Raw genomic sequence first — 24,970 nt, forward strand, 5'->3', positions numbered from 1 at the left:
TCCGGCTATCCCCTGCGCCGCAAGGTCGCCGAGAGGTGGTGCCGGAGCGTCTGGCCGACGGCCGCGAGGTCGTGGGTGAAGGTGAGGGCGCCGGGGTCGGTCAGGGTGTAGCGGCGGCGGGTGGCGTCGACCTTCTTGGCGGTGGGCGTCAGGGCCACCTCGTGCGTGGCGAGGTCCACCGTGTCGCCGGCCGCGTGGCCGACCGCGATCTCCGCGATGCCGGTGGGCTGGGTGATCAACGCCTCGACCCGGCCGTCGGGCTGGAGCCGCCACCAGCCGCTCTCCCGTGCCGAGGGGCGCAGGGGTTGGTCGTCGGCGTCGAGGAGCCAGGCTCGCGCCTCGTAATGGAGGAAGGGACGGCCGTCGTGGCTGAAGGTGACCTCCTGCGCGTAGGCGAAGTCCCCGTCGAGCGTCGGGTAGCCGCCGCTGCCCCGGCCGTGCCAGGTGCCGAGGAGACCGAGCACCGGCGTGAGCAGCGGGTGCGGTGCGGGTGACTCGTCGGGGCCGTGGGCGTCGGGGTACGGGTGCTGCGGGGCGGGGTCGAACACGGTTTCGCACTCCTGGGGTCGGGGCGGGTCGAGTCGGGTCGTCTGGGAATCCTAGGGCCGGCCGTACGGCTCCCGTCCCGGCCGCGGGTGGTGGGCCGCAGGAGTGACACACGCGCCGGCCGGGACGCCGGAACACCTGTCGGGTGAAGGTGCGCGCTACCTATCGGTTACGGGGGTACTCATCGCAGGAGCCCCACTGAACGGCCGAGAAGGAGCACTGGCATGGCGAGCAAGGACACGGCGAAGGACGTCGTCGAGCTGATCCTCGACGACCACCGGCGTATGGAGGACCTCTTCCGCGAGATGCGCAGCGTGGAGGGCGAGCGGGCCGCGGCCCTGCGGGAGTTCGCGGATCTGCTCATCGCCCACGCGCTCGCCGAGGAGGCCGAGGTCTATCCCGCGCTCAAGCGCTACCGGGACATCGAGAACGACGAGGTCGAACACGGTGTCGAGGAGCATGAGGAGGGCAACAAGGCGCTCCTCGCTCTTCTGGAGGTCCACGAGGTCGGCTCCGACGACTGGGACGAGAAGCTGGAGGAGCTGGTCGAGGCGGTGACCCACCACGCCGACGAGGAGGAGCGGACGATCCTCAACGGCGCTCGCGAGAACGTCGCGATGGAGCGCCGCGAGGAGCTGGGCGCCGCCTTCACCAAGGAGCGCGCCAAGCAGCTCGAGGCGGAGTGCGGAAGCATCGAGAACGTCCGTCGCATCGTGAAGTCCTGAGCGGCCTGCCCCTTTCAGCCCTGAGCGGCCTGGGGCGCCCCCGTTCAGTCTCGTTCAGTCCTGGGTGGGCGGCCAGACCGGGCGGTGCGGTTCCGGCAGTTCGGCCAGGGCGTGGGCGACGGTCCTGTGGCTGGGGAGCAGTTCGTCGCTGCGGGTCTGCGCCAGCAGCTCCGTCAGCCGGCGGCCCGCCCCCGCCAGGAGGAGCCTGCCCTCGCGGCGGTCCAGCAGCCACCGCATGGCCAGCAGGCAGTTGAGCCCGCGCGAGTCGCAGAACGTCAGGGCGGTGGCGTCAAGGACCAGGTGCCGGTGCCCCGAGTCGACGTACGCGCCGAGCGTGCCCAGGAAGTGTGCCTCGCCGCTCTGATCCAGCTCACCGGTGACACGCAGCACCGCGCACGCGTCACAGCTCGCCAGCTCGGTGATGGTCAGACGACGGATCTGCGTGGACATCGGCGCCTCCATCTCTACGCGGCGCCACCCTACGCCCGCGACGCTCGGTGATCGGCACTCTCATGGGGGAGTGTGCCCCGCATCTCGCCGGGCATCCGATGCGGGCGGCCGACCGTCGCGGGCGCCGAGGCGCTCGGCGGGGAGCGGGCACTCCTGGAGATGCTCCTGGAGACAGCGGTGCCCAACTGCCCTGACATAGAGGTGTTTTCGGTGGTTCGGGCCGGGCCCGCGGCTACCCTTGTCAGGTCACCACCCCGCACGCGGGGGCGGCTCGGCAGAGGGAGGGTGCGTGGACGGTGGCACTGTAGGGCTGCGTATCGCGTCGGCGGTGATCGCGCCGCTGCTCAAGCGGTTGCTGCTGCCTCCCGCCAAGGCGCCGGGCGCACAGTTCCCGGACCGGCCGATCCCGGTCCGGCGCCTCATGGCCTTCTCCCGCGAGCACCGCACCCTCACCGAGGACGATCTGCACCGGATCGCCCGCGAGCTGGTGCGGCGCGCGGTGCGGGCCGCCGGTCCCTACGACCCGCCGGTCGGCGCCGACGAGAAGGACGCGGTGGGGCTGGCGCTGACCCGGACCCTGCACGCGCTCGGCGACCTCGACATGGACGACGTACAGGCGTTCGCCCTGGGCCCCGAGCAGCTGGCCGCCGAACTGTCGAGGCGGGCGGGGCCCGAGACCCGCAGGCTCCTCAGCGACGACGCCGCCCGCTTCCACGACCGGCTCCTGGAGACGGCCTGTGTGCATGTGGTGCGGTTCTTCAGCGAGCAGCCGGGGTTCGCGGCGCGCACGCAGATCGAGCAGAGCCGCGAGGTCCGCGAGCAGAGCGAGCGGCTCGACCGGATCCTGGAGCGCCTTCCCGACATCTCCGCGCAGGACGCCCGGTTCGAGGAGGAGTACGCGCGCTACGTCGTCCGGAGCCACGGCAGGCTCACCATCCACGGCGTCGACCTGCGGGAGCCCGCGGGCCAGGAATGGCCGCTGGAGGCGGCCTACTTGAGCCTGGAGGCCACCCCCTACCGCAGCGGCCCGTCCGAGGCCGCCCCGCTGGCGGACGGCGAGTCGCCCGAGCGCGCGGCGGCGCCGGTGGAGACCACCCTCGCCACCCACGACCGGATCCTGCTGCGCGGCGTGGCGGGCACCGGCAAGACGACGCTCGTGCAGTGGCTGGCGCTGACCACGGCACGGCAGGACCGGGTGCCCGGCTCGCTCTCCCAGCTCCTGGGCCGTGTGCCGTTCGTGCTGCCGCTGCGCGCCCTGGCCCGCAAGGGCGCCGAGCTGCCGATGCCCCAGGACTTCCTGCGCTGGATCGACTGCCCGCTGCTGGGCACCGAGCCCGAGGGGTGGGCCACGCGCGTGTTGCAGAACGGCCGCGCGGTGATGCTGATCGACGGGGCGGACGAGATCCCGAAGGGTGAGCGCGGCCGCGTCAAGACGTGGCTCAAGAAGCTCCTCGCCGTCTTCCCCGGCAACCTGTGGCTGCTCACCTCGCGTCCCTCCGCCCTGGAGCAGGGCTGGCTCGGCCAGGAGGGCTTCCACGAGTTCGCGCTCAGCGAGATGCGGCCCGCCGACATGCGGCGGTTCATCGAGCGCTGGCACTCGGCGGCGGGGGCGCCCGCCCGGCTCGGCGAGTCGTTGACGCTCGCGCTGCGCAGCAGGCCGGAGCTGAGCCGCCTCGCGACCAATCCGCTGATGTGCGGGCTGATCTGCGCCCTGCACCGGGAGCGCCGCGGTTTCCTGCCGCGCGGGCGTGCCTCGCTCTACGAGGCCGCGCTCGCCATGCTCCTGGAGCGGCGCGACGTGGAGCGCGAGGTGTACGGCGGCGGCAACGGCACCCCGCAGCTCGACCAGAGGTCCGCCACCGAGCCGCTGCGGCGCCTCGCGTACTGGCTGATCCGCAACGAACGGACCCAGCTGGACCGCGCGGACGCCGTCGACGTCGTACGCCGTCTGATGCCGTCGGTGGAACGCCTCGCGGAGATCGGTGAGGCGGAGGACGTCCTCCAGCTCCTCCTGGAGCGCTCGGGACTGCTGCGCGAGCCCGCCCAGGGCGCCGTCGACTTCATCCACCGCACCTTCCAGGACTTCCTCGGCGCCCAGGCGGTGCTCGAGGAGCGGGACATGGGCATGCTGGTGAACAACGCCCACCTGGAGCAGTGGGAGGACGTGGTGCAGATGGTCGTCGCCCAGGCCCGCCATCACGAGCGGGGCGAACTGCTCACCCGGCTGCGCGAGCGCGGCGAGCGCGAGAGGGACCCCGCCGTCCAGGCGCGGCTGCGGCTGCTCGCGCTGGCCTCCCTGGAGCAGGCCACCAGCGTCGCCCCGGCGGTGCGCGAGGCCATCGAGGACCAGGCGGCGCGCATGGTGCCGCCGCGCAGTCTGCGCGAGGCGAGGTCCCTGGCGCGGACGGGGCCGCTGCTGCTCGGCCTGCTGCCCGGCGCCGACGCCTTGACGGGCGACGAGGAGCTGGCCACCGTCCACGCGATCTGCCAGATCGGCGGGGACGCCGCCATCCCGCGCCTGCGGCAGTTCCTGCACACCGGCCAGAGCGCCGTACGCGCCCAGCTGCTGCACCACTGGGACCGCTTCGACCCCGAGGTGTACGCGGAGGAGATCGTCCGGCCGCTCCTGGACATCGCGCCCGAGGAGTTGGTCACCGTGCGCTCGCGCGCCGAGCTGGACGCGCTGCGCACCATGTCCGGCTACCAGCGCGTCAGCCTGCGGGGCGACTTCACGCCCGACGACGTCCGTTCGGCGTTCGACGCACGCCATCTGCGGGAGCTTCGGCTGCGCGACATCCTGTCGCTGGACTCCCTGGAGGTGCTGTCCGGCTACACCGAGCTGGAGTCGCTCGGGCTGCGCGGCTGCCGCAACCTCCAGGATCCGCTGCCGCTCACCCGGCTCCCGCGGCTGCGGCGGCTCGCGCTGCGGGACCTGCCCCGCTTCGAGCCGCTGCACGAGTTGGCCGGCTGCGCGCGGCTCGACACACTCCTGATCGGCGCGGACGTTCCCTGGCGCGGCCTCACCGACCTGCCCTGCCCCGAGCGGCTCCAGGTCCTCTCGCTGCCGCCGACCGCCACCCGCCTCACGGACATCGCGGCCTGCGAACGCCTCGCCGAGCTGCACCTCCAGGAGGCGAGCGAGCGGCTGACGCCGGATTCCTGGGGAGCGGAACTGGGCAAGCTGGCCGGACTGCGTACGCTCACGCTGACCTCGGCGCAGTTGAGCATGCTGCTGTTCGCGCCGCGTACGCAGCTTCCCCATGTCACCCGGCTGAATGTGCACGCCGGGGCGGGCGCCGCCGTGCCGCTGCGCCGGATCGCCCTGCGCCTGCCGGGCCTTGAGGAGATCCAGCTTCTGGAGGCGGCCGATGTCGACCTCGCCTCGCTCGGCTCGCTGCACCGGCTGCGCCGGGTGCGGTTGGCGTATCCCGGTGCGGTACGCGGTTCGGAGGCGCTCGCGGGCGACGTGGAGCTGTCCGTCTACCCGCAGCCTTGATCTCCGCCCGCGGATATCTGCCCGCGGATACCTGCCCGCGGCCTTGATTCTGTCCGCGGCCGTGATCGACGGACTGACACCGGCTGTGCGCAGACGGTAAGTTCTATGGCCCCAAGCACGGTTGACAAGGAGCGGTACCACTCAGACGGGGGATCCAGTCGGATGGACAGTGCGGAAGACGTGCCGCTGTACGGCAGGGACCCTCTCCTGCGCGCGCTCGTCCCGCGGCTGACCGGCCTCAAGTACGACGAACGCGCGCGCACCGCACGCGAGTTCCAGCACGACCTGCCCGTCGTCCTGGTGACGGGGCGGCACGGCATGGGGCGCAGCGCGGTGCTGCGGGAGCTGGCCGCGCACTACCGCGACCGGCTCCCCCTCGCCCATGTCCGGATCGCGCCTGCCGGTTACACGGCGTACTCACCGGCCGCGTCCGACGCCGATGGTGACGTCGCCACCGATCTGGTCGGCGTCCTCATGGAGCTGGCGCGTCAGCTGGCGCCTTCCTACCGGCGCCCCTTCCCCGTCCTGCTGCCCGGCCTGTTCGCCGTCTCCAGCTGGGACCCGGGGGACGACGTCGACCGGGACGCGGCCTGTCTGCGGCTGGCCCGTCTGCTGATCGCCTGCCACCTGGCCGACGAGCCCGAACAGGAGCTGCGCCAGGCGTGGGCCGGCGCGGTCGAGGCCCGGGTCGAACCGGTCGTCCCCCGGGCGCCCGGCGGGCCGGGCAGCGGAGCCGCGAGCATCTCCCGCGCGCTGCACCGCGAGTACGCGCACCGGTACCGCGCGGGCGCCGAGCGGGACTGGTACCGCGGCCGCTTCCCCCAGCTCACCGAGGACGCCGACCCCGTGGAGCTGCTCGGCGACTGGTACCACCAGGGCGGGGACTACCGGCGCTCGGTCGAGCGGACGCTCGTGGCCGCTTTCCGCCACGATGTCGCCGGTTCCTACGGCCGGTTGCAGCGCTGGAACCGCGAGCCGTGGCCCCTGGTGCTCCTCGACGACGTACATCTGCCCGCCGGGCGGCGCTTCCTCGACCTGCTCCTCGAACACCGGGCGACGCCCGAGTCCCCGGAGCGCGAGGAACTGGTCGTCGTGGCCACCCGGCTCGGCGAACCGCCGGGCAACGACCCCGGCCCGGTCCGGCGCCAACTGGCCGATCTGGTGCGCACATCCGGCTGGGAGCGCCGCGGCACCGCGCCGTCCGCGGGCCTGCTCACCGTCCCCCTCACGCCGTTGAGCCGCGACGACGTCCTGCCGCTTCTGGAAGCCGGTTCGGCGGGCGCCCCCCTCCACCCCTATCTCGCCTCCGCCCTGCACACGCTGACCGGCGGCCATCCCGCGGCGACGACCATGCTCTGCTCCGCGGTGCGCGCCGCGACCCGCGCGGGTCTGGCCGTGGCGCCGCGGGACCTCCTCGAACTGTCCGCGAAGGACGGCCGCCCCGTCGGCGAGGCGCTGCTGGAGCGGCTGCTCCCGGACCGGCGCCAGCGTGACCGGCTGACGCTCCTGTCCCTGGCGAGGGACAGTACGGCCGCCGAGGCGCTGGCGACCCGGCTGCGTCTCGAGGGCCCGGAGCAGCTGCCCGCGAACGCGGTCACCGACTACCTCGAACAGCAGCACTGGCAGCGCCTGACGCCGCCCGAGAGCCCGCTGGTGACGGATCCACTGCTCCAGAAACTCCTGGTGCACGAGGCCCGTCGGCTCTCCCCGGGGCCCGACGACAGCCGGGGCTGGCAGGAGATCCACCGCTTCCTGCACGACCACCACGCCCAGCGCGCCGACGAGGGCGAGGCCGACGCCCTGCGGCACATGCTCGCCGCGGGCGGCGTCGAGACGGTGGTCGCCTCGCTGGCGGAGTCGTTCCAGTCCGAGCGGGACGAGCGGGGCGCGGGGCACTGGCTGCGCTGTCTGCGGCATGCCGCGACCGCGCCCACGCCGCCCGCGCGGGACTGGGAGGACGACCGTCTGCGGATCGCGCTCGGTGCGCACGACGGCCGCCGCTACGCCCATCTCGACGACACCGAGCGGTGCGTCAACCGCCTGCTGCACGCCCTGTGGTACCTGTCCGAGCCGCACACGGAACCGGATCCCGACACGTGTACGGCCATCGAGCAGGAGCTGGCCTATCTCTCCCTGCGCCATCCTTCCTGGCGCGTCACGCTCGGCCAGGCGGCCCGCCGATGGCCCGCCGCCGCCCGGGACAAGCGCCCCCTCCCCATACCAGGACAGTGAGGAAGCATGCTGTTCCGTCGCCATCCCCGCGAGTGGGGACCGATCGAGTGGGCCGCCGTTCTGGGGCTGGCCCTGGTGGCCGGGGTCGCCGTCGTCGTGGTCACCCTCGGCGCGCGCGGGCCCGGCAAGTGCGGTGACGACCTGCGCGAGCTGGGCGGGGACTGCGTCGGGGTGACCGAGAGCGCCTTCCACGCCGACCCGCGCCTCAAGAGCCTCATCGCGGCGGTGGCCGAGGAGAACGCCGAGGTGAGGCGGGACGCCGAGTCGCCCGCGGACAACGGCGCCAAGATCCCGTACGTGCGGATCGCGCTGATGATGCCGTACACGTCGGACGAGTCCAGCGCGATGACCACCGACATGATCCGCCGCGCTCTGGCCGGGGCGCTGGCCGCTCAGCAGGAGGCCAACAGCGGTAGCGGGCCCCACTACCAGCTGCTCCTGGCACCCGACGGCCGCAACCTCGACCACTGGGAGCCCGTGGTCGAGCGGCTCAGCGAGCTGGCCAAGGACAAGAGTGCCCCGCTGGTCGGCGTGACGGGGATTCCCAGCAGCACCCCGGAGACACGGCGGACGATCGCCGCGCTCAGCAAACACGGCATCCCCACCGTCGGGCCCGTCATCACCGCGGCCGACATGAACGCCGGCCACTTCTTCAAGACGTCCCCGAACAACGACCAGTTCGCCCGCGCCCTGAAGCAGTACCTCGAGAAGCGGCCCGAGCGGGGCAAGGGGTTCCTGGTCTGGGACAACCGCAGCGAGGACGTGTACTCGCGGAATCTGCGGCGGGTCTTCGAGAAGCACTTCGACGACGCGTACGACTTCAAGGGCCACAACTCCAACTTCACCGGCTCATCCGGCGCCGACAAGGGCATCCCCCAGCGGTTCACCGATGCCGTGCAGAAGATCTGCACCGCCCGGTCCGACACCGTCTTCTTCGCCGGACGCGACCAGGACCTGCCGGCCTTCGTCAAACGCCTGGCGCAGGAGGGCGATTGCGGACGCGGCTCGGTCCTGCGCCTGCTCAAGGTGGGTATCGGACTCGAACCCACCCTCACCACGGGCGAGACCACGCGCTGGCTCAATGAGGCGCGGGCCACGATCGTCGACGCGTCGTCCGTGGATCCGGCCTGGTGGGACGGTAAGAACGATCCGCCGCGGGCGCTCGGCCGCTTCCTCGACCGCTTCGACAAGCTGGACAGGCAGCACGAGTTGGGGACCAAGCCGCTCAACGACGGGTACGCGGTGATGTACCACGACGCGTTCACGCTGCTCGCCGACGCCGTGGACCGCACGTACAGCGAGATCAACGAAGGTGCGGGGAAGCCGAAGGGGAACAGCGCTCCGCTGATCCCGACGAAGAACGACGTCTACAACACCCTGATCATGCCGAGCATCTCCGCGAACGGGTGCAGCAACTGCCTGCGGGGCGCCGCGGGCAGTTACGGCTTCGAGGGTCCGGGGGCGAACGACCAATGGGCGGTCTGCAAGCCGGTGCCGATCGTCGAGTACCCGGCCGCCAAGAGCGGCAAGGCGTCGAAGGAAACTCTGCCGCTGTACCGGACGTTCAGGGACGGCGACAAGGGCGACAAGGGCGACAAGAAGGCCTGCCCGGACTGAGCACTTCGTACGGCACGGGTCGTGCCGTTGTCAGTGGCGGCTGGCAGCCTGGGCGGTATGGAGAGCGACGACGAACAGCTGCTGCGCGGCCGGGTCTACGGCCAGGATCACGACAGCCCGGGCCCGCGGCCGGGACAGCGCTACGCCGAGCTGGTCGGCGGCCCGCTGGACGGCCTGCTCCTGGACGTCACCGCGTGGACGAGCGCGGACTGGGGGCGGGCCGAGTCGGACACGGGGGTCGTGCTGCCCACCGAGTTGGGGCGGTTCGGTGCCGGGGGCCGGGCGATGTACCGCCCCCGGCGGGGCGATCCGCGCCGCTTCGACTGGGCCGAGGACATTTTGTGAGGCGTGCCCGCGGACCCGTCGCTAATATGGCTGTCATGGCACGAGGTATCTGGTCGCAGAAGGTCCGCTCCGCCCGCTGACGGCGGCGCCCCTTCCCTGCTGAACGCGCGCTCGCCGTCCCGGTTCTGCCGGGCGGCCGCTTCTTGCTGCCCGGCTCCCCTGCGAGCTGCGGAGCATCCCTTGAACCTCGACCCGACCCCCGAAGCCATGTCCCTGTCCCTGTCGCTGCCCGTCCGGGCGGGCGGCAGCGCGCACGTCCGCGCCGAGGGCGTCACCCTCAGCCGCGGGTCCCGGCGCGTCCTGGACGACGTCTCCCTCACCGTCTCCGCCCGCTCCCGGATCGCCGTCGTCGGCGAGAACGGCCGCGGCAAGACGACGTTGCTGCACGTCCTCGCCGGAGTGCTCACGCCCGACGAGGGCAGCGTGCACCGGGCCGGCACGATTGGCCTGGCCCGCCAGGAGCTGTCCGCGCGGGACGGTGCGACCGTCGGAACCCTGACCTGCGAGGCGCTCGCCGCCTCGCGCACGGCGCTCGCCGCGCTGGACGAGGCGACCCTCGCGCTGGCCGCGGGCGAGCCCACCGCCGACGACCGCTACGCCCTCGCGCTCGACGCCGCCACCCGGCTCGACGCGTGGGACGCCGAACGCCGCGTCGATGTCGCCCTGGAAGCCCTCGGCGCCTGCACCGACCGCGAGCGCCCGCTGTCGACGCTGTCGGTCGGGCAGCGCTACCGGGTCCGCCTCGCGTGCCTGCTCGGCGCGCGCCACGACGTCCTGCTCCTGGACGAGCCGACCAATCATCTCGACGCCGACGGCCTCGACTTCCTGACCCGCAGGCTGCGCGAGCACGACGGCGGTCTCGCCGTCGTCAGCCACGACCGGGCGTTGCTGCGCGATGTCGCCGACCGGTTCCTCGACCTGGATCCGGCCCGCGACGGGAAGCCGCGCCTGTACGCGGGCGGCTACGACGCCTGGCAGGACGCCCGGCGCCGCGAGCGTGAACGCTGGGAGCAGGATTACGAGGAGCAGCAGGCCGAGCACCGGCGGCTGAAGGACTCCGTGGCGAGGGCCCGCGACCGGCTCTCCACCGGCTGGCGTCCCGACAAGGGGACCGGCAAGCACCAGCGCCAGTCCCGCGCGCCGGGCGTCGTACAGGCCCTGAAGCGGCAGCAGGACGCCCTTCAGGCGCACCGGATCGACGTACCGGAGCCGCCGCCCGCGCTGTGCTGGCCGGATCCGGGGATCCGGCCCGGGGCCCCGCAGGTGCGGGCGTACGGCGTCGCGGTCGGCGGGCGGCTCGCGGGGCCCGTCGACCTCGCCGTCGACGGCGGTGACCGGCTGCTCGTCACCGGGCCGAACGGCGCCGGGAAGTCCACGCTGCTCGCGGTCCTCGCCGGGGCGATCAGGCCCACGGACGGGCACGTCCGGGCGGCGCCCGGGGCGCGGATCGTCCGGGTGGCCCAGGAGACCGCCGCGCACGACCCCGGTCTCACCGCCCGCGAGGTGCACGCCCGTCACGTGGGGCGGCTGGTGGCGCGCGGCGTGCTCCGCGACGCCGACGCGGTCCCGCTCGGGGCGCTCGGCCTGCTGGACTCCGACGCGGCGCGCACGCCGGTCGGTCGCCTGTCGCAGGGGCAGCGGCGGCGCCTCGACCTGGCGCTCGCGCTGGCCGGCCGGCCCGGTCTCCTGCTGCTCGACGAGCCGACCAACCATCTGTCGGCGGCGCTGGTCGAGGAGTTGACCGAGGCGGTCCGCGCCACGAGCGCCGCGGTCGTCGTCGCGACGCACGACCGGCAGTTGCTGCGGGACCTCGCGCACTGGCCGCGGCTGGAGGTCGGTGCCTCTGCCGGGGTCAGGGCACGGTGATGTATCCCGGAGCGGGCAGGCGCGTGGCCGTGGTGGGCTCGTGGATGTCGGCCAGGGCCATGAAGAGGAGGGCCACGGCGAGGGCGCCGGGGTCCGGGACGCCGAGGGCGTGGTCGCCCACGTAGCTGGCCCGGCCGCGGCGGGGCCGCAGGGAGGCGGTGGCGAGCGCCCCGCGGATGGCGGCCTGGGCCGCTTCGGTGAGGGGCGCCTCGGCGGCCTCGTCCCGCGCGGAGGCGGCCAGCGACTGCGCGGCGGGGGCGAGGGCGTCGACCAGCGTGCAGTCGCCGGGGCTCGCGCCGCCGACCCGGTGGATGGCGGCGAACCCGGCCTCGGCGGCCTGCGCGAGCGCGGCTGCCGATGGTGCCCGGCCGTCCGCGGGCGAGGCGGAGGCCAGGTGCTGGAAGAGGAGGCCGAACAACGGGCCGCTGGTGCCGCCGACGTCGTTGAGGAAGGCCTCGGCGAGGGCCGCCGTGCCGTCCAGGCCGCGCTCGTCGGCCAGCTTCACCGCCCGTCGTACGCCGCCCGCGAGATTGTCGCCGAAGTCGCCGTCGCCGACGAGCTGATCGAGCTTGGTCAGGTTGTCGCGGACCTGCGTGACCGTCTGGGCGTAGCGGTCGAGGAGGGCCCGGTCGCCGCTCGGGGCCGATGCGGGGGCGGTGTCCCCCGTCGAGGCCGCCGGGGCCGCGGGTTCCTGCGGGGACCGCTCCAGGCCTTCGGCGGTGAGGGTGGGGCGCGGCAGGACGAGCGGGGTGCGGGTCGGGGCGGTCCACAGCTCGGCCCAGCCCTCGTCGAGCCGCGTCAGGGTGAGGGAGAAGCCCGCCATGTCCAGGGCGGCGGTGTAGGTGCCGGGCACGATGAGGACCGGCCGGAGGCCGCGGGCGATCAGCTCGTCGTTGAGCAGGACGCCGATGGCGTTCAGCTCCAGCTCGGTGGTGGCGCCGAGGCCGTTGACGAGGGCGAGGACCTCGCTGGGGCCCTCGGGGAGCGCGTCGAGGAGGTCGTCGGTCATCCGCCGGACGAGGTCGCCGATGCCGGGGCGGGCGATGGTGCGGGTGCCGCGTTCGCCGTGGATGCCGACGCCGTAGTCGAGGGTGCCCTCGTCCAGGGTGAAGGCCGGTCCCGCGGTGGTGGGCGAGGTCTGGGCGCGGGCGGCGACGGCGATGCTGCGGGACGCGGCCACGATCCGCCGTCCCAGATCGGCCAGTTCCTCCAGGGTGGCGCCCCGGTCGGCGGCGGCGCCCAGCAGCTTCTCGACGACCACCGTGGCGGCGGTGCCCCGGCGGCCGGTCGCGCTGTCCACACTGTCGGTCGCGAGATCGTCGTCGACCAGCACCGTGGCGACCGGGATCCCGTCGTGCCGCAGGCGCTCCGCCGCGATCTGGAAGTTGATCACGTCGCCCGTGTAGTTCTTGATGATGAGCAGGACGCCGCCGCTCCTGGCCGCGGCCGCGCTCGCCTCGTAGATCTGCCGGTTGTGCGGGGAGGCGAAGATCTCGCCGGGACAGACGGCGTCCAGTCCCCCGCGCCCCAGGAGCCCGGTGTGCAGGGGCTCGTGGCCGGAGCCGCCGCCCGAGACCAGTGCGACGACGCGGTCGGGGTGCGGGTCGCGCGTCCGCAGGTACAGGGGGGAGCTGTGCACCTCGATCATCCCGGAGTGGGCGAGGGCCAGACCGCGGGCGGCGGTCAGCACGGGGTGGGTCTCCGGCAGGAAGTAGCTCATCGGTGAGTCTCTCCGTACGTGTGCGGGGCCTGCGGCGGGTGTGCGGTGGCGCAGGGTGTGCGGCCCTTGGGGGCGTGGCCTTTCGGTGGGGCGGGTGCGGCCTCTCGGTGCGGCTGGTGCGGCCCTTGGGGCGCGGCGCCCACCATGGACCTCCTCCCGCCGTGAAGAACGGCACGCTTCGCTACCGGCACTCTTGCGTTCCGGTCCTCGGTTTTCTGTGCGACGCTGTCAACCTGCCTCGGTCCGGGCGCGCGATGGCGCAGGCCACGCGCGCCCGCCCGTCCGACAGCCCCCTCATCGGCCCCATCTTTGCGAGGTCTTTACCCTTGCCCGACGTGCGACGCGAAGACCTCGGGCGGATGCTGCGCGCCTGGCGGATGGCGCGGGACCCGCGACTGCTGCCGGACCCCGTCCCGTTCCGCGGCCACCGCAGCTATCTCACGCAGCTCGACATGGCCCTGCTCCTCGGCGTGTCCGAACGCTGGTACCGCGCGCTGGAGCGCGGCGAGGACCGCGGGTACGCGCTCGAGATGATCGCCGGGGTGGCCCGGATCCTGGACCTCTCCCCCGCGCGGGCGGACGCCCTGTACCGCGGCACGGGCCACCGGCCGCCACGCCGCCCGGCCGACGGCACGGGGTCCGCCGGGGCCGGTCCCGACGAGGCGATGCTCGATCTGCTGCACCAGCAGCGCCGCGTGAGCTGGATCTGCGACCAGGCCTGGGACGTGGTCGCGGCCAACGCCGTGGCCGCGCGCCACTGCCCCTGGCTGGTCCGCCCGCACGCGAACGTCATGACCTGGGCCTTCTCGCCGCAGGCCCGCTATCAGCTGCGGGACTGGGAGACCCGCTGGGCCGGTCCGCTGCTCGCCCGGCTGCGCCTGGCCTGGCAGCGCTGGCCGGACAACGAACGCCTGGACGAGGTGGTGCGGGCCGTGCGCGGCGAGCCGGGGGTCGCCGCGCTGTGGGACGGCGCGGCCGACGTCCCGGACCCGGATGACGCGCGGGCCCGCCCGATGTACTTCCCGCTGGTCTCGCCCGACCCGGTCGACGTACGCGTGATGACCTACGGCCGTTTCGACGACACCGCGCTGCGCTGGATCGTCCTGACGCCCCTGGACACGGCCGTCACCTTCCCCTGACCGGGGAGGTCAGTCGACCGTCGGGCGGTACACCGTCAGGGCCTCGGGCAGCTTGTCGATCAGGAGCGCGGTGGGGGCGTCCGCCACCTCGCCGTCGAACGCCATCTGCGTGCCCTCGGGCAGGCCGGAGACGAGGAGCCGCTGGGGCCTGGCGGCGGCGTAGACGCGGGTCCGGGTCAGCTGGCCCGCGAGCGCGGCGGCCAGCAGCCTGCTGCGCGCGAAGCGTCCGCCGTGCGCGATACGGACGTCCAGCAGGCCGTCGGCCAGGTCGTGGCGGCGCACCGGGGCGATGCCCACGCTGCGGTAGGCGCCGTTGCCCGCGAAGAGGAGCCATATGGAGCGGCGGCGGCCGTTCACCACGGCCCGCAGCGGGCGGCCCGTGCGCAGGATCTGGACGACGCCGAGCAGCGTGGCGGGCGGACCGCCGATCTTCGGGGACCAGTACTCCCTGCTGCGGACGAGGTCGGGGTAGCTGCCGAGGCTGAAGGTGTTGAGGAAGTAGGACGGTTCGGCGTGGGTCCTGCCCGCGGGGCCGATACCGGCCAGCGGCTTGACGCGCCCCACGTCGGCGCGCACCGCGCTGCCCTCGGCGACGGCGGCGCAGGCGTCCGCGACCGTGTCGACCCCGAGGTCGGCGGCGAAGTGGTTGAACGTGCCGCCGGGCAGCACCATCAGCGGCACCTTGAACCGCAGGGCGGGCGCCACGGCCGCGTTGACCGTGCCGTCGCCGCCGCACACCCCGAGCACGCCGCCGCGCCGGGCGGCCTCCCGCGCCGCTTCTTCCAGGACCTTGGGCAGGGCGCCCGCCTCCTCCTCGTACAGCACCACCTCGGCGCGCGGCAGAGCGGTCCTCAACTGGCGTACGGGATCGGCGAGCTGTGGCTGCGCCCCGGAGGACGGATTGACCACCACGACCAGACCCTCGCCCTCGGGCAGCGCGGGCGCGTCGACGCGCGGCCGTGCGGGCGGCGGGAGCTGGGCGCGCGTGGGCACCATGCCGCGCACCGCGTAGGCGGCGCCGACGCCGAGGGCCGCGCCGACCAGGACGTCCCGGGGGCCGCGCATGCCGCCGCGGGCCTCGGCGTAGGCGAGCGACGCGGCGACCGGGGCCACGGTCGCGCCCCAGCCCGGCGACTCCAGCGCCGCGCCCGCCGCGAAGGCTGCCGCCGAGGCGGAGGGCCCGGAGGGGTAGGGGCCGGTGAGCGGCTGCCGGGGCAGGCGCCGCAGCAGGGGGGCCGCGCCCTTGGCCGGGCGCGACTGGCCCACCGTGTGCTTGCCGAGGGCGTTGACCGTGGCCGATGCCAGGGCCAGGGACGTGACGCCGCGCACCGCCGCGCGCCGCCCCCGCACCCCGCCGAACATCCACATCCCGGCGGCGATCCCGCAGAACAGAAGTCGGTGGTCGGCGCCGAGCAGGCGCTGGGCACGGTGCGTCAAGAGATCTTTCATGCCCCCCGTATACCCCGCTTGTCGCGCGCGAGGCCACAACGGCCGAGCCGGGTGATGTCGGCATGGTCACCCCGATGGGCGGGCCGCGCGCGTGACCCGTTCGGGCGAGCAGCGCGGGCCGCGGGCCCCGGGCCCTGTTGCAGTGAGGCCATGACGGGACGCATCGGCAGGATCGACCGGCGGTGGTTCGAACGCGTGGCGGCGGCGCGGCTGGCCGGCGCGGAGCAGGTGCTGCCGCCGCTCAGCTCCGCGGCGAACCACGGACGGCTGTGGTTCGGCGCGGCCGCGCTCCTCGCGGCCGCCGGCGGACCCGCGGCCCGGCGTGCCGCACGCCGTGGTGTGGGGGCCCTGGCGCTGGCCTCGCTGACCACCAACGCGGTCGCCAAGTACGCCGTACGCCGCAGCCGTCCCGTACTCGACGCGGTGCCCCTGGTACGGCGGCTGGCGAAGACGCCGTGGACGTCGTCGTTCCCGTCCGGGCACGCGGCGTCCGCGGCCGCGTTCGCGACGGGGGTGGCCCTGGAGTCGCCCCCCTACGGCGCCGTCGTCGCGCCGGTCGCCGCGGCCGTGGCCTTCTCGCGGGTGTACGTGGGGGTCCACTACCCCGGTGACGTGCTCGCCGGAATCGCGCTGGGCGCGGCCGCCGCGGCGGTCACCTGCTACTGGTGGCCGCCCCGTCCCGCGCCCGCGCGGATCGAGCGGACCCGGGTCCCGGCGCCCGCGCTGCCGGACGGCGAGGGGCTGGTGGTGGTCGTCAACTCCGGTTCCGGCAAGGGGGTTCCGGGGCGTCCGCCGGCCCGGGGGTATGTGGAGCTGCTGCTGCCCGGGGCCGAGGTCCTGGAGTGCGGGCCGGGCGACGACCTGGGCAAGGTCCTGGACAAGGCGATCGCGCGGGCCGCCGAGTCGGGCGGGGCGCTCGGGGTGTGCGGCGGCGACGGCACGGTCAACGCCGCCGCGCGCCGGGCCGTCGCGGCCGGGCTTCCGCTGGCGGTCTTCCCGGGCGGCACCCTCAACCACTTCGCGCTGGACGCGGGCACGGCCACCTTCGAGGACACCGCGCACGCCGTGCGGCGCGGCGAGGCCGTGCGGGTGGACCTGGCGCGGGTCCGCGACGGGGCGGGCGCGGACGTCACGGGCTTCGTGAACACCTTCAGCATCGGGCTCTATCCGGAACTGGTGCGCAGGCGCGAGCGGTTGGAGGGCCGCATCGGCAAGTGGCCCGCCGCGACGGTGTCGTTGCTGGGCGTGCTGCGCGACGCGACGCCGCTGCGGGTCCGCCTCGACGGCCACGACCGCGTCCTGTGGCTGCTCTTCGCGGGCAACGGCCGCTATCTGCCCGACGGCCTCGCCCCTTCGCACCGGCCCCACTTGGACGAGGGGCTGCTGGACGTCCGTACGGTCGACGCCGAGGCGCCGCTGGCCCGCACCCGGCTGGCCCTGTCCGCGCTGGCCGGGGCGCTGCGGCGCTCCCACGTCTACCGGGCCGAACGCGTCGAGCGGCTGCGGATCAGCGGTCTGGAGTCCGTGGCCGACCTGGCGTACGACGGCGAGAGGGCGCCGGCGCCGGACACCCTGCTCCTCGACAAGCGGCGCGGGGCGCTGGCGGTCTACAGCCCGGCCGACCCGGAGGACGAGATCACCCAGCTGGCCCGGACGGCCTCGCTGGCGGCGGCCCGGCGCCGCCCGGTCAACCCGTGAAGGACTCGCCCACCTGCGGGTGAAGCGGCTCGCCCCGGTGGGCCCGCTGCCGGTAGGACGGGCGGGGTCACCTTCCCCGCCCGTAGGGAGCAGCGCACCCGTGAGCACCCGTGCCGTCCTTGTCGCCGCGCTCGTCACCGGACTGGTCCTCGGCATCGTGGGGACGAGAGCGGAGGACTCCGTTCACCCTCGTCCGGCCGGTTCCGTCGCCGAGGCGGGCCGTTAGGCTGCGACATTGCCGCGTGGCTTCCTCCGTCCTCGCCCCGCGGTCGCCGAGCCGCCGTCGACGGAAGCGAGTGGACCTTGAACTTCCTCACCATCGGTCATCGCGGGGTCATGGGTGTCGAGCCCGAGAACACCCTCCGTTCCTTCATCGCCGCGCAAGCCGCGGGCCTCGATCTCATCGAGCTGGATCTGCATCTGAGCAAGGACGGCGCCCTCGTCGTCATGCACGACGCCGATGTGGCCCGTACGACCGACGGCAAGGGACCGATCGCCGAGAAGACCCTCGCCGAACTCCGGGAACTCGACGCGGGCCGCGGTGAGCGCGTCCCCGTGTTCGAAGAGGTCCTGGACGCCGTGCGGGCACCGCTCCAGGCCGAGATCAAGGACGTCGCGGCCGCGCGCGCCCTGGCCGAGGTCATGCACCGCCGCGACCTGGTCTCGCGCGTGGAGGTGATCTCCTTCCACGACGAGGCGATCGCGGAGATCGCCCGCCTGGTCCCCGGGGTGCGCACCGCGCTCGTCGCCAGCCGCTACGGCACCGACGTCGTGGAGCGTGCCACCGCCGTCGGCGCCACCACGCTCGTCCTCAACATCCGCCGGCTGACGCTGGAGATCGTCGAGCACGCGAGGAAGGCCGACCTGCGGATCATCGGCTGGGTGGTGAACACGCAGGACGACCTGCGTCTGGTGCGCGCGCTCCAGCTGGACGGCGCGACCACCGACTATCCGGAGATCAAGCGGACGGGCCGCTTCACGGCCTGAGGTCCTTGACCAGGAGTTCGAACTCCAGGTCGGGGCGGCGGGGGATGCCGAAGCGCTCGTCGCCGTACGGGAAGGGGCTCATCCGGCCCGTACGGCGGTAGCCGCGCCGCTCGTACCAGGCGATGAGGTCATCGCGTACGGAGATGACGGTCATGTGCATCTCACGGGCGTCCCACTCGTCGCGCGCGATGCGTTCCGCCTCGGCGAGGACCAGCCTGCCGAGGCCCGCGCCCTGCTGGGACACGCTCACCGCGAACATGCCGAAGTAGCCGTGGTCGCCGCGGTGTTCGAGCCGGCAGCAGGAGACTATCTCGCCGTCCCGTTCGGCGGTGAGCAGACGGCCGACGGGCGACTCGATGGCGTCGAGGACGCCCCGCGGGTCGGTGCGCTGCCCGTCCAGGATGTCCGCCTCGGAGGTCCACCCGGCGCGGCTCGTCTCCCCGCGGTACGCCGACTCGATGAGGGCGACGAGCGCGTCGACGTCACGGGGCGCCGCGTCGCGGAAGGTGAGTGCACCGGTGGGGGGACGCGGGGCGGAGTCCATCGGTCTCTTTCTCCGATCTGGGCGCGGCTTGCTGCTCCGCCGAGCCTAACCCGCCACTAGGGTGCGGCTGCATGGTGCATGTACTGAGCAGCAGGACCCTCCTCCACCCCACCGACCCGGAGCGTTCCCGCGCGTTCTACGGCGAGGCGCTGGGCCTCGCCGTCTACCGCGAGTTCGGCACGGGGCCCGAGCGCGGCACGGTCTACTTCCTCGGCGGCGGCTTCCTCGAACTCTCCGGGCGCTCCGACAGCCCGCCCTCGCCAGAGATCCGGCTGTGGCTCCAGGTCCCGGACGTCCACGCGGCGCACGCGGAGCTGGCCGGGCGGGGGGTGGCGGTGGTGCGGCCGCCGGTCAAGGAGCCGTGGGGCCTGGTCGAGATGTGGATCGAGGACCCGGACGGCCTCAGGATCGTCCTCGTCGAGGTCCCGCACGACCACCCCATCCGCTACCGGCCGGGTATCTGACGGACCCCGCGCCGCGAGGGCGCGGCGCGCTGTGAAGCACGTCACACGATTCATCCATCCGGGATGCAGGGGTACAAGGCCACAGGTACGGTCCCGAGAAGGTCCAGCAAGACGATCTCCCACAGTCTTGGAGTGACATCACATGGCAGCTCCCCGGATCCTCATCGTCGGCGGCGGCTTCGCCGGCATGGAGTGCGCGCACAAGCTCGAGAGGAAACTCGCGCCACACGAGGCGGAGCTGCGCCTGATCAGTCCGATGGACCATCAGCTCTATCTGCCGCTTCTGCCCCACGTCGCCTCCGGGGTGCTCACCCCGCAGTCGGTCGCGGTGCCCCTGCGCCGGATGCTGCGCCGCACGGCCATCGTGCCGGGCGGTGCCATCGGCGTCGACACCAAGGCGAAGGCCGTGATCGTGCGGAAGATCAACGGCGAGGAGGTCGTGGAGCGTTACGACTACCTGGTCCTGACGCCGGGCAGTGTGACGCGGCAGTTCGACATCCCGGGCGTCGACAAGTACGCGGTCGGCGTCAAGACGCTCGCCGAGGCCGCCTGGATCCGCGACCACGTCATCTCCCAGCTGGACCTGGCCGCGGCCAGCTCGCACCGCGAGGAGCGCGAGCAGCGGTTGCAGTTCGTCGTGGTCGGCGGCGGCTACGCGGGCGTGGAGACGGCCGCCTACCTCCAGCGGCTGACGTGCGCCGCCGTCAAGCGCTATCCGGGTCTGGACGTGTCGCAGATCAAGTGGCATGTGGTGGACGTCGCCCCGAAGCTGATGCCCGAGCTGGGCGACCGGCTCGGCGAGAAGGCGATGGAGATCATGCAGCGCCGCGGCGTGAACGTCTCTCTCGGGGTGTCCGTGGCCAAGGCCACCGAGGACACCGTCACGCTCACCGACGACCGCGTCCTGCCGTGCCGCACCCTGATCTGGACCGCGGGCGTCGCGCCCAGCCCGCTCATCGCCACGCTCGGCGCCGACACCAACAAGGGCCGCCTGGTCGTGCGCCCCGATCTGACGGTGCCGGGCCTGGACGGCGTGTTCGCGCTCGGCGACGCGGCGGCCGTGCCGGACCTCGCCAAGGGCGGCGACGCCGTCTGCCCGCCGACCGCGCAGCACGCCATGCGCCAGGGCTGGGCCGCCGCGAAGAACGTCCTCGCGGCGCTGCGCGGCTTCCCGCTCGCCGACTACCGGCACAAGGACATGGGCCTGGTCGTGGACCTCGGCGGCATCCAGGCGGTGTCCAAGCCGCTGGGCGTGCAGCTGACCGGGCTGCCCGCCCAGGTGGTGGCGCGCGGCTATCACTTGGGGGCGCTGCGCACGCTGACCGCCCGCTTCCGCACGGCCGCCAACTGGGGGCTCAACGCGGTCGCGGGCGACGACTACGTCCGCACCGGCTTCCAGGCGCAACGCCCCGCCACGCTCAAGGACTTCGAGATGACGGACGCGTATCTGTCACGGGAGGAGATCAGCGCGCGGGTGGCCTCGGCCGGGCTGTGAGCCTTCGGCGGGCTGTGAGCTTTCGGCGGGCCGCAGGCTGAGGGTGCGGACCGTGTGCTTCTCCACCTCCTGCCGGGAGTAGAGCAGCGGGAAGGAGCCGTCGGCCGCCCAGGAGTCGAACAGGTCGGCGTAGTGCGGGTCGCGCGGGTCGCCGGACTGGCCCGGGGAGTTCATCGCCACCGAGTTGTCCCAGGCGCCGACGTCCACGACCAGGCGGAAGGTGGCGCCCGTCGTCTGCCGGAACCCCGGGCCGTAGGCGGCGGCTCCTACCGTGTCGCCGCTGCCGCCGCGCGGGGCCGGCCCGACGGATGCCCACGGCGGGGCGGGGCGGCCGTCGAGCAGGGCGGCGACGGGGTGGTGCGGGTGGGCGTGGAGGAGGGCGCCCCAGGCCCAGTGGGCCGGGTCCGGGCCGAGCAGCGCGGAGACCTCACCGACCGCGGCGGCCAGGGTGGCGCGCAGCAGAGCGGGGTCCGGGTCCGCGGTCAGCAGGGGCAGGTCGACGCGGGGGTCGGCGGCGGCGTCCTCCACGGGCAGGATCCGCGCCAGGGCGTCGGGGCCGACCCCCGCGGCGCCGAGCGCCCGCTTCAGCAGGGCGGGGCGCAGATGCCGCCGGTACCAGACCTCGAAGAGCGCGGCCGCCGCGGAGTCCGGCGTCAGACGGGTGTCCCAGTGACGGAGCAGGTCCAGCGCGGCGGCCACGGTGGCGTCCTGGGCGCTGAGGCCGGTGAGCAGTGCCTGGACGCGGCGCGCGGGGAGACTGGCGTAGTCCGTCTGGAGGCGTACGCAGTCCCGTACCGTCCAGTCGTCGCGCGCGGCGAGTTCCTCGCGGATCCGGTCGTGGCGCGTCGGGGCGTACCAGTCGTACGTGATGGTCGCGGCGTCGGCGGGACGGCCGGGCGGCAGGTTCATCTGGTTGGCCGTGGCGAACCAGCCCTGCTCGGGGTCGCGCGCCGAGGGCAGTTCCTCGCTGTCGAGGAAGCCGTCCCATTCGTAGCGCCCGTCCCCCGGCACCGGGAGCGTGCCGTCCCAGCCGCGGCGCACCGGGACGCGGCCCGCGGGGCACCAGCCGATCGTGCCGTCGGGGGCGGCGTAGACCTGGTTCTCGCCGGGCGCGCCCCAGCTGCGCATCGCGGTGACGAAGGCGTCGGGGTCGTGTGCCCGCAGGTACTCCATGCTGCCGAGGTAGGGGGCCATGCCGGGGCCGAGCCAGGCGGCGCGGACCGCGAACGCCGCGTGGCGCTCGGGGCGTTCGCGGATCACCGGGCCGTGCCGGGTGAACCACAGCTCGGCGGTGACCGGTTGGCCGCCGCGCACCGGGATCTCCTCGGTGACCAGGGTCATCGGCTCCCACCGGTCCTGGTACCAGTACTCGTGCGGGTTCGCGGGGTTGGTGCGGTAGACGTACAGGTCCTCCTGGTCGATCGGGAAGATGGTCAGGCCGAACGCGAGGTGGCCGTTGTGGCCGATGGAGATGCCGGGCAGCGCGGGCTCCCCCGCCCCGATGACGTCGATGCCGGGAGCGCTCAGATGGGCGAGGTAGCGCAGGGCGGGCAGGGTGATGCCGCGGTGCGGGTCGTTGGCGAGCAGGGGGCGTCCGGTGGCGGTGCGGGCGGGGGCGATGACCCAGTTGTTGGAGCCGTCGAGGCCTTGGCGCGGTGCTGTGCCGGCGGCCCAGGGCGGGATGGTCGCGAGGGTGTACACGCGCAGGACGTCGTCGGGGATGACGGACAGGTCGAGGCCTTCGGGGACGCGCAGGCGGTGCGGCTGAGGTTCGCGGCGCCTGCGCAGCTCCTCGGCCTCGGGGCCGTGGTCGCGCAGGGTGAGGGCGCGGGCGACTTCGTCGTGGAGGTTGTACTGGAGGCCGTGGCTGCGGACGCGGGCCACGTCGGAGGGCTCCCAGTAGGCCGGTTCGTATCCCAGCAGGGCGAATTCCGGAGGGGTTTGGGCGGGCTCGCGGCGGCAGAGCGCGACGTAGGCGTTGATGCCGTTCACGAACGCCGTCGTGACGCGCTCGGTGCCGTCGCCGTAGGCCCGCCACTCCTCGGCCATGTCGCCGCGGTAGAGGAAGAGGCGGGCGGCGCGGTCGTGTTCGGTGTAGGCCTCGCCCAGTACCTCGCCGAGCAGGCCGAGTCCGCGCCGCCGCCACAGGTCCAGCTGGAAGAGCCGGTCGCGGGCGGCGTTGAAGCCCTGGGCGAGGAACAGGTCGTCCGGCGAGGCGGCGTACAGGTGCGGGACGCCCCACCGGTCGATGAGGATCTCCACCGGCTCGGCGAGCCCCGGGACCTCGAACTCCGTCGCTTCGGTACCGGTATCGCTCTCGGCATCGGTATGGGTCATCGTCCTGCCTCCACCTTGATGTGCTCGGCCGATGGGCGCGCGGGGGCCGGGCCCGGGGCGAGCCGGGTGACGGCCACCGTCACGACGAGGTTGGCGGCGAGCGCGATGATGCCGCCGTTGATCCCGTGCCACGGATCGTTCTCCGTGCCCCACAGCCCCAACATCACCGCGAGGCCCACCAGCATCCCCGCGACGGCCGCACGCGCCGTCAGCCGGCGCCAGAACAGGGCGAGGAGCACGACGGGCACCAGCTGCGCGAGACCCTCGTACGACAGGACGGACAGCTCCACCAGGGTGTTCGGGTAGAAGAGGCTGCCCGCGAGCGCCACGAGTCCGGCGAGGACGCACACGGCCTGGGAGAGCCGCTTGGCGTGGCTGTCGCGTGCCTCGGCGCGGCCGTCGGCGGCGGGAGGGCGGCGCGGGTCGGAGCCGTTGCCGCCGCCCAGGATGGTGCGCCCCCAGAGCGTGCCGATGGACAGCATGAAGACGCTCATCGGCACGATGGCCGACAGCGCGCCCGCGACCCCGATGACGGCGACGACGGGCGCGGGCAGCGAGTCGGTGACGAGGCTGAACAGGGCGAGGTCGGGGTTGCCGAGGGTCGGCATCACGAAGAGGGCGGTGGCGCCGACGACCATCGGCACGAAGAGCAGCAGTTGGTACCAGGGCAGCAACAGGGCGTTGCGCCGCAGGGCGTTGGGGCTCTTGGCGCTCAGATAGCCCGCGACCGTCGTGGGGAAGATGGTGATGGTCACGGCGTTGAGGGCGACAGTGCTCAGGAACCACACCGAGTCCCGGCCGCCCGACGCGTGCCCGGGGAAGGTCAGCCACTCGGGCTTCTCGGTCACCATGCGCTGCATGAGGTCGCCGACGCCTCCGAGGTAGTGCGTCGGGATGTAGACGGCGAGGAAGACGACGGCGAGGATCACCAGGACGTCCTTGAAGGCGCTCACCCAGGCCGAACCGCGCAGCCCGGATACGAGGATGAACACCTCGGCGACGACGAAGGAGATGACGGCCGCCACCTTCAGGTCGACGCCGCCGTACGTCATGGCGTTCACGACCACGCCCATGCCCTGGATCTGCACCTGGATGTAGGGCACGATGAAGAGCGTCGCGACGACCGCCACGAGGATGCCCACCGGCCGTGACCGGAAGCGGAATTCGGCGATGTCGGCGATCGAGATGAGGCCGTGCCGGGAGGCGTACGTCCACAGGGCGGGGCCCACGACGTAGGCGACGGCGAAGCCGACCGTCAGATAAGCGACGAGGTAGAGGATCGGCGCGCCGAAGGAGTACGACCAGCCGGCCGTCCCCAGGAAGGAGAAGCTGGTGTACGTCTCGCCCGCCATCAGCAGCCAGATGAACAGCACGCCGAGTCCGCGGCTGGACACGGACCACTCGGTGAGGCCCTTGGAGCGGCCGCGGGCGCTCAGCACGCCGATGGCGATGGTGGCGACCATGGCGAGCCCGAAGACGGTGGTCGCGATCGCGGCGGACCCGCTCATCGGTCGTCTCCCCGGGCGCGGTCGCTTTCGTGGTCGTCCGCGGGGATCGGCTCGACCGCGTTCAGCCGGTACGCCGGGTCGAGGCGGGCCGCGAGCCAGATGGCGAGCGGGCTGACGACCGTCGCGGCGATGACCCAGGCGAGCAGGAAGGGGACGCCGAGGACGCGCGGCTCGACGCGGTTGGCGACCAGCGGGGCGGCGCCGTAGAGCAGGACGGGCACGAGCAGCAGCCACAGGGAGGGGCGGGCGGCGCCGCGGAGGCTCGGCAGGCCGTCGAGGGGGTCCGCCGGGGGCGGGCCTGGGTTCTCCGGGCGGGACATCGTGCTCCTTCTCGGTCGTGCGGTGGTGCGTG

The 24,970-nt window shown here is 73.6% G+C and carries 20 protein-coding genes; 12 read left to right on the plus strand and 8 right to left on the minus strand.

Annotated features, from left to right (window positions below):
* Positions 1–5 precede the first annotated feature (5 nt).
* Positions 6–548: an FABP family protein gene (locus IG54_RS0102200; protein WP_030776545.1), complete on the minus strand. Its 543-nt coding sequence runs from the start codon at positions 546–548 to the stop codon at positions 6–8.
* Positions 549–770: 222 nt separating this feature from the next.
* Here IG54_RS0102200 and IG54_RS0102205 point away from each other — a divergent pair, with 222 nt between their 5' ends.
* Entirely contained in the window at positions 771–1,271 is a 501-nt protein-coding gene (locus tag IG54_RS0102205; RefSeq protein WP_030776548.1) for a hemerythrin domain-containing protein, read from the plus strand.
* Between the two features lie 54 nt (positions 1,272–1,325).
* Here IG54_RS0102205 and IG54_RS0102210 read toward each other — a convergent pair whose 3' ends face one another.
* A complete protein-coding gene (locus IG54_RS0102210) occupies positions 1,326–1,721 on the minus strand; it encodes an STAS domain-containing protein (protein ID WP_030776550.1) in 396 nt (131 codons plus the stop codon).
* A 289-nt stretch (positions 1,722–2,010) separates the two neighbouring features.
* Between IG54_RS0102210 and IG54_RS0102215 the strand changes: the two genes are divergently transcribed.
* The 5 genes from IG54_RS0102215 to IG54_RS0102235 all read left to right on the plus strand — a co-directional run bounded on the left by IG54_RS0102215 (position 2,011) and on the right by IG54_RS0102235 (position 11,277).
* Complete coding sequence (locus IG54_RS0102215; protein ID WP_030776553.1) at positions 2,011–5,217, plus strand: NACHT domain-containing protein; 3,207 nt, start codon at positions 2,011–2,013, stop codon at positions 5,215–5,217.
* A 162-nt stretch (positions 5,218–5,379) separates the two neighbouring features.
* The gene (locus IG54_RS0102220; RefSeq protein WP_030776556.1) at positions 5,380–7,449 is read left to right on the plus strand and encodes an ATP-binding protein; all 2,070 of its coding nucleotides are present in this window, start codon (positions 5,380–5,382) and stop codon (positions 7,447–7,449) included.
* Between the two features lie 6 nt (positions 7,450–7,455).
* On the plus strand, positions 7,456–9,066 hold the full coding sequence (locus IG54_RS0102225; RefSeq protein ID WP_051819205.1) for an ABC transporter substrate-binding protein: 1,611 nt from the start codon (positions 7,456–7,458) through the stop codon (positions 9,064–9,066).
* A 57-nt stretch (positions 9,067–9,123) separates the two neighbouring features.
* Positions 9,124–9,411, plus strand: a complete 288-nt coding sequence (locus tag IG54_RS0102230; RefSeq protein WP_030776562.1) for a hypothetical protein — start codon at positions 9,124–9,126, stop codon at positions 9,409–9,411.
* A 180-nt stretch (positions 9,412–9,591) separates the two neighbouring features.
* Positions 9,592–11,277, plus strand: a complete 1,686-nt coding sequence (locus IG54_RS0102235) for an ABC-F family ATP-binding cassette domain-containing protein (RefSeq protein ID WP_037896055.1) — start codon at positions 9,592–9,594, stop codon at positions 11,275–11,277.
* On the opposite strand, the gene IG54_RS0102240 is transcribed toward IG54_RS0102235, so the two are convergent.
* Positions 11,264–12,997 (minus strand): dihydroxyacetone kinase family protein, encoded by a 1,734-nt coding sequence (locus IG54_RS0102240; protein WP_030776567.1) that lies wholly within the window; start codon positions 12,995–12,997, stop codon positions 11,264–11,266. The two genes, IG54_RS0102235 and IG54_RS0102240, sit on opposite strands and share 14 nt — an antisense overlap.
* Positions 12,998–13,332: 335 nt before the next feature.
* On the opposite strand from IG54_RS0102240, the gene IG54_RS39040 reads away from it, so the two are divergent.
* Positions 13,333–14,136, plus strand: a complete 804-nt coding sequence (locus IG54_RS39040) for a helix-turn-helix domain-containing protein (RefSeq protein ID WP_158708774.1) — start codon at positions 13,333–13,335, stop codon at positions 14,134–14,136.
* A 9-nt stretch (positions 14,137–14,145) separates the two neighbouring features.
* On the opposite strand, the gene IG54_RS0102250 is transcribed toward IG54_RS39040, so the two are convergent.
* Positions 14,146–15,585, minus strand: coding sequence for a diacylglycerol/lipid kinase family protein (locus tag IG54_RS0102250; RefSeq protein WP_234335930.1), 1,440 nt, complete (start codon positions 15,583–15,585; stop codon positions 14,146–14,148).
* Between the two features lie 150 nt (positions 15,586–15,735).
* Between IG54_RS0102250 and IG54_RS0102255 the strand changes: the two genes are divergently transcribed.
* The 3 genes from IG54_RS0102255 (at position 15,736) to IG54_RS0102265 (ending at position 18,270) form a co-directional block, all read left to right on the plus strand.
* Positions 15,736–17,283 (plus strand): bifunctional phosphatase PAP2/diacylglycerol kinase family protein, encoded by a 1,548-nt coding sequence (locus IG54_RS0102255; protein WP_037896058.1) that lies wholly within the window; start codon positions 15,736–15,738, stop codon positions 17,281–17,283.
* 100 nt (positions 17,284–17,383) lie between these two features.
* Positions 17,384–17,509, plus strand: coding sequence for a hypothetical protein (locus tag IG54_RS43425; protein WP_267883629.1), 126 nt, complete (start codon positions 17,384–17,386; stop codon positions 17,507–17,509).
* Positions 17,510–17,586: 77 nt separating this feature from the next.
* Entirely contained in the window at positions 17,587–18,270 is a 684-nt protein-coding gene (locus tag IG54_RS0102265) for a glycerophosphodiester phosphodiesterase (RefSeq protein WP_030776578.1), read from the plus strand.
* Here the strand turns inward: IG54_RS0102265 and IG54_RS0102270 are convergent.
* Positions 18,260–18,814, minus strand: coding sequence for a GNAT family N-acetyltransferase (locus IG54_RS0102270; protein WP_030776582.1), 555 nt, complete (start codon positions 18,812–18,814; stop codon positions 18,260–18,262). The genes IG54_RS0102265 and IG54_RS0102270 overlap by 11 nt on opposite strands.
* Positions 18,815–18,885: 71 nt before the next feature.
* Here IG54_RS0102270 and IG54_RS0102275 point away from each other — a divergent pair, with 71 nt between their 5' ends.
* Entirely contained in the window at positions 18,886–19,278 is a 393-nt protein-coding gene (locus IG54_RS0102275) for a VOC family protein (protein WP_030776586.1), read from the plus strand.
* 142 nt (positions 19,279–19,420) lie between these two features.
* Positions 19,421–20,773 carry an NAD(P)/FAD-dependent oxidoreductase gene (locus tag IG54_RS0102280; RefSeq protein WP_030776588.1) on the plus strand — a complete coding sequence of 451 codons (1,353 nt, stop codon included), beginning with the start codon at positions 19,421–19,423 and terminating at the stop codon, positions 20,771–20,773.
* Here IG54_RS0102280 and IG54_RS0102285 read toward each other — a convergent pair.
* The 3 genes from IG54_RS0102285 to IG54_RS0102295 are packed head-to-tail and all read right to left on the minus strand — an operon-like array spanning position 20,729 to position 24,938.
* Positions 20,729–23,110, minus strand: coding sequence for a penicillin acylase family protein (locus IG54_RS0102285; RefSeq protein WP_051819207.1), 2,382 nt, complete (start codon positions 23,108–23,110; stop codon positions 20,729–20,731). The genes IG54_RS0102280 and IG54_RS0102285 overlap by 45 nt on opposite strands.
* Positions 23,107–24,618, minus strand: coding sequence for a sodium:solute symporter family protein (locus tag IG54_RS0102290; protein WP_037896062.1), 1,512 nt, complete (start codon positions 24,616–24,618; stop codon positions 23,107–23,109). Before IG54_RS0102290 ends, IG54_RS0102285 begins: the two co-directional genes overlap by 4 nt.
* Positions 24,615–24,938 (minus strand): DUF3311 domain-containing protein, encoded by a 324-nt coding sequence (locus tag IG54_RS0102295; RefSeq protein WP_063756177.1) that lies wholly within the window; start codon positions 24,936–24,938, stop codon positions 24,615–24,617. Before IG54_RS0102295 ends, IG54_RS0102290 begins: the two co-directional genes overlap by 4 nt.
* Between the last annotated feature and the right edge of the window lie 32 nt (positions 24,939–24,970).

It is taken from the genome of Streptomyces sp. NRRL S-920 (assembly GCF_000717945.1).
Taxonomy (GTDB): Bacteria; Actinomycetota; Actinomycetes; order Streptomycetales; family Streptomycetaceae; genus Streptomyces; species Streptomyces alboniger.

Bases quoted from the DNA above. Each gene is read 5' to 3' on its own strand.
- IG54_RS0102270 (WP_030776582.1), bottom strand. From the start codon at position 18,814: ATGGACTCCGCCCCGCGTCCCCCCACCGGTGCACTCACCTTCCGCGAC.
- IG54_RS0102290 (WP_037896062.1), bottom strand. From the start codon at position 24,618: ATGAGCGGGTCCGCCGCGATCGCGACCACCGTCTTCGGGCTCGCCATG.
- IG54_RS0102240 (WP_030776567.1), bottom strand. From the start codon at position 12,997: ATGAGCTACTTCCTGCCGGAGACCCACCCCGTGCTGACCGCCGCCCGC.
- IG54_RS0102230 (WP_030776562.1), top strand. From the start codon at position 9,124: ATGGAGAGCGACGACGAACAGCTGCTGCGCGGCCGGGTCTACGGCCAG.
- IG54_RS0102285 (WP_051819207.1), bottom strand. From the start codon at position 23,110: ATGACCCATACCGATGCCGAGAGCGATACCGGTACCGAAGCGACGGAG.
- IG54_RS0102205 (WP_030776548.1), top strand. From the start codon at position 771: ATGGCGAGCAAGGACACGGCGAAGGACGTCGTCGAGCTGATCCTCGAC.
- IG54_RS0102275 (WP_030776586.1), top strand. From the start codon at position 18,886: ATGGTGCATGTACTGAGCAGCAGGACCCTCCTCCACCCCACCGACCCG.
- IG54_RS0102295 (WP_063756177.1), bottom strand. From the start codon at position 24,938: ATGTCCCGCCCGGAGAACCCAGGCCCGCCCCCGGCGGACCCCCTCGAC.
- IG54_RS0102280 (WP_030776588.1), top strand. From the start codon at position 19,421: ATGGCAGCTCCCCGGATCCTCATCGTCGGCGGCGGCTTCGCCGGCATG.
- IG54_RS0102255 (WP_037896058.1), top strand. From the start codon at position 15,736: ATGACGGGACGCATCGGCAGGATCGACCGGCGGTGGTTCGAACGCGTG.
- IG54_RS0102225 (WP_051819205.1), top strand. From the start codon at position 7,456: ATGCTGTTCCGTCGCCATCCCCGCGAGTGGGGACCGATCGAGTGGGCC.
- IG54_RS0102220 (WP_030776556.1), top strand. From the start codon at position 5,380: ATGGACAGTGCGGAAGACGTGCCGCTGTACGGCAGGGACCCTCTCCTG.
- IG54_RS0102210 (WP_030776550.1), bottom strand. From the start codon at position 1,721: ATGTCCACGCAGATCCGTCGTCTGACCATCACCGAGCTGGCGAGCTGT.
- IG54_RS0102250 (WP_234335930.1), bottom strand. From the start codon at position 15,585: ATGAAAGATCTCTTGACGCACCGTGCCCAGCGCCTGCTCGGCGCCGAC.